The organism is Vibrio sp. 10N.222.46.A1 (genome assembly GCF_041473595.1).
Taxonomy (GTDB): Bacteria; Pseudomonadota; Gammaproteobacteria; order Enterobacterales; family Vibrionaceae; genus Vibrio; species Vibrio tasmaniensis_A.
This window is the reverse complement of the sequence record NZ_JBFRSN010000303.1, coordinates 1-1,635: the sequence shown is the minus strand read 5'-3', so window position 1 is coordinate 1,635 and position 1,635 is coordinate 1. Positions and strand designations below refer to the sequence as shown.

The following is a 1,635-nucleotide window of genomic DNA, read 5'->3' as shown; positions in this document are numbered from 1 at the left end:
CGCTTCGTATGGCAGCACTAATGAAGCAACGCAGTATCTTCGTTTATACCCATGACTCTATCGGTTTGGGGGAAGATGGTCCGACACACCAACCGGTTGAACAAATAGCATCGCTTCGACTTACCCCAAACATGAGCACTTGGCGTCCTTGCGACCAAGTAGAAACCGCGGTGGCTTGGAAGTCTGCTATCGAACGTTTTGATGGCCCAACGTCATTGATTTTCTCTCGCCAGAACCTTGTTCAATTCGAACGTGATCAAGATACGCTTTCCAATGTAGCGAAAGGTGGATACATCCTTTCTGACTGTGAAGGTGAACCACAGCTGATTCTAATCGCTACGGGATCTGAAGTGGCACTCGCCATGGAAGCAAAAGCACAGCTAACTCATGTTCGTTGTCGTGTTGTTTCAATGCCGGCCACCGATATTTTTGATGCACAAAGCGCGGAATACAAGGAACAGGTTTTACCAAGCCATGTTACAGCACGAGTTGCCATAGAAGCTGGTATCCGTGACTACTGGTTCAAGTATGTCGGGCTACACGGCGACATTGTGGGAATGACAAGCTTTGGTGAATCAGCACCAGCAGAACAACTCTTCGAAATGTTTGGATTTACGGTTGAAAACATCGTTGAAAAATCCCTAGCGGTTCTGGAGAAGTAATATGAGCATGGCACAACGCTTTATTGAAAACCAAAGCCAAGACTGCCTGCGAACTAAGGCTGCAAAAGTAGCCTTAGAGCAAGTCCTAAAAACGCTAACACCTTCTAGCGTGATTGGTATCGGCACAGGTGCAACAGTTGAAGTATTCATTCAACTATTGAAAGAAAGTGGCGCTGAGTTTGCTCACTGCGTATCCAGTTCGGTTCGCTCAAGTCGAGCTTTATCCTCTGCAGGGCTGAATGAGATATCCATATCTGAATGTGGCCGTGTTGATTTCTACATTGATGGCATTGATGAAGGTCTTACAACCGGCATGACCGTGAAAGGTGGTGGTGCAGCACTGGCTCGTGAAAAAGTACTCGCGACGCTTGCGCTAAGCTTCATCACCATCGCAGATAGCGGTCGATTGGTCACTCAACTCGGAAAGTTTCCACTCCCTGTAGAGGTTTTACCTGCCGCACAAACCGCTGTGTTTAATGCCTTACAAAGCCTTGGTGGACACCCGACGTTGCGCCAAGACTGCACCACTGATAACGGCAATATCATTCTCGATGTTGCTCATTTGGACATCGCTGAACCAAAACGATTGGAACTCCAAATTAACGCTATTCCTGGCGTCGTCGAGAACGGTATTTTCGCGCAAAGATCGGCTGATTTCATGGCTTTTTCGAATGCAGAAGGTACGTATTTATTATCAAAGCAACACGTTCAATAGCTGGGATTTATAATCAAAATGAGACCTCGCTTGCAAGTCTATTTACAAGCATGTCAGTAAGGATAATTTAGGAATAAAACATGACGGAAAGCAATTTTTCAGCTCAAACACTGCGCTATTTTGATTCAAATATTGAAACGTTTACGCGTGATCTATCTGAGCTAATTGCTATTCCGTCTGTACGAGATATCAGCAGCTGTTCACCCAATGCTCCTTTTGGTTTACCAATTAGAAACGCATTCGACTTTCTAATTAACC

Annotated in this window: 2 protein-coding genes; both read left to right on the top strand. The window is 45.5% G+C overall.

The features are described 5' to 3' along the window. A partial coding sequence (locus AB4496_RS09980; RefSeq protein ID WP_372130901.1) for a transketolase-like TK C-terminal-containing protein occupies window positions 1-662 on the top strand: 662 nt, incomplete at its 5' end. Between the two features lies 1 nt (window position 663). Next, window positions 664-1,377: a ribose-5-phosphate isomerase RpiA gene (gene rpiA, locus AB4496_RS09975; protein ID WP_017099276.1), complete on the top strand. Its 714-nt coding sequence runs from the start codon at window positions 664-666 to the stop codon at window positions 1,375-1,377. Window positions 1,378-1,635 lie beyond the last annotated feature (258 nt).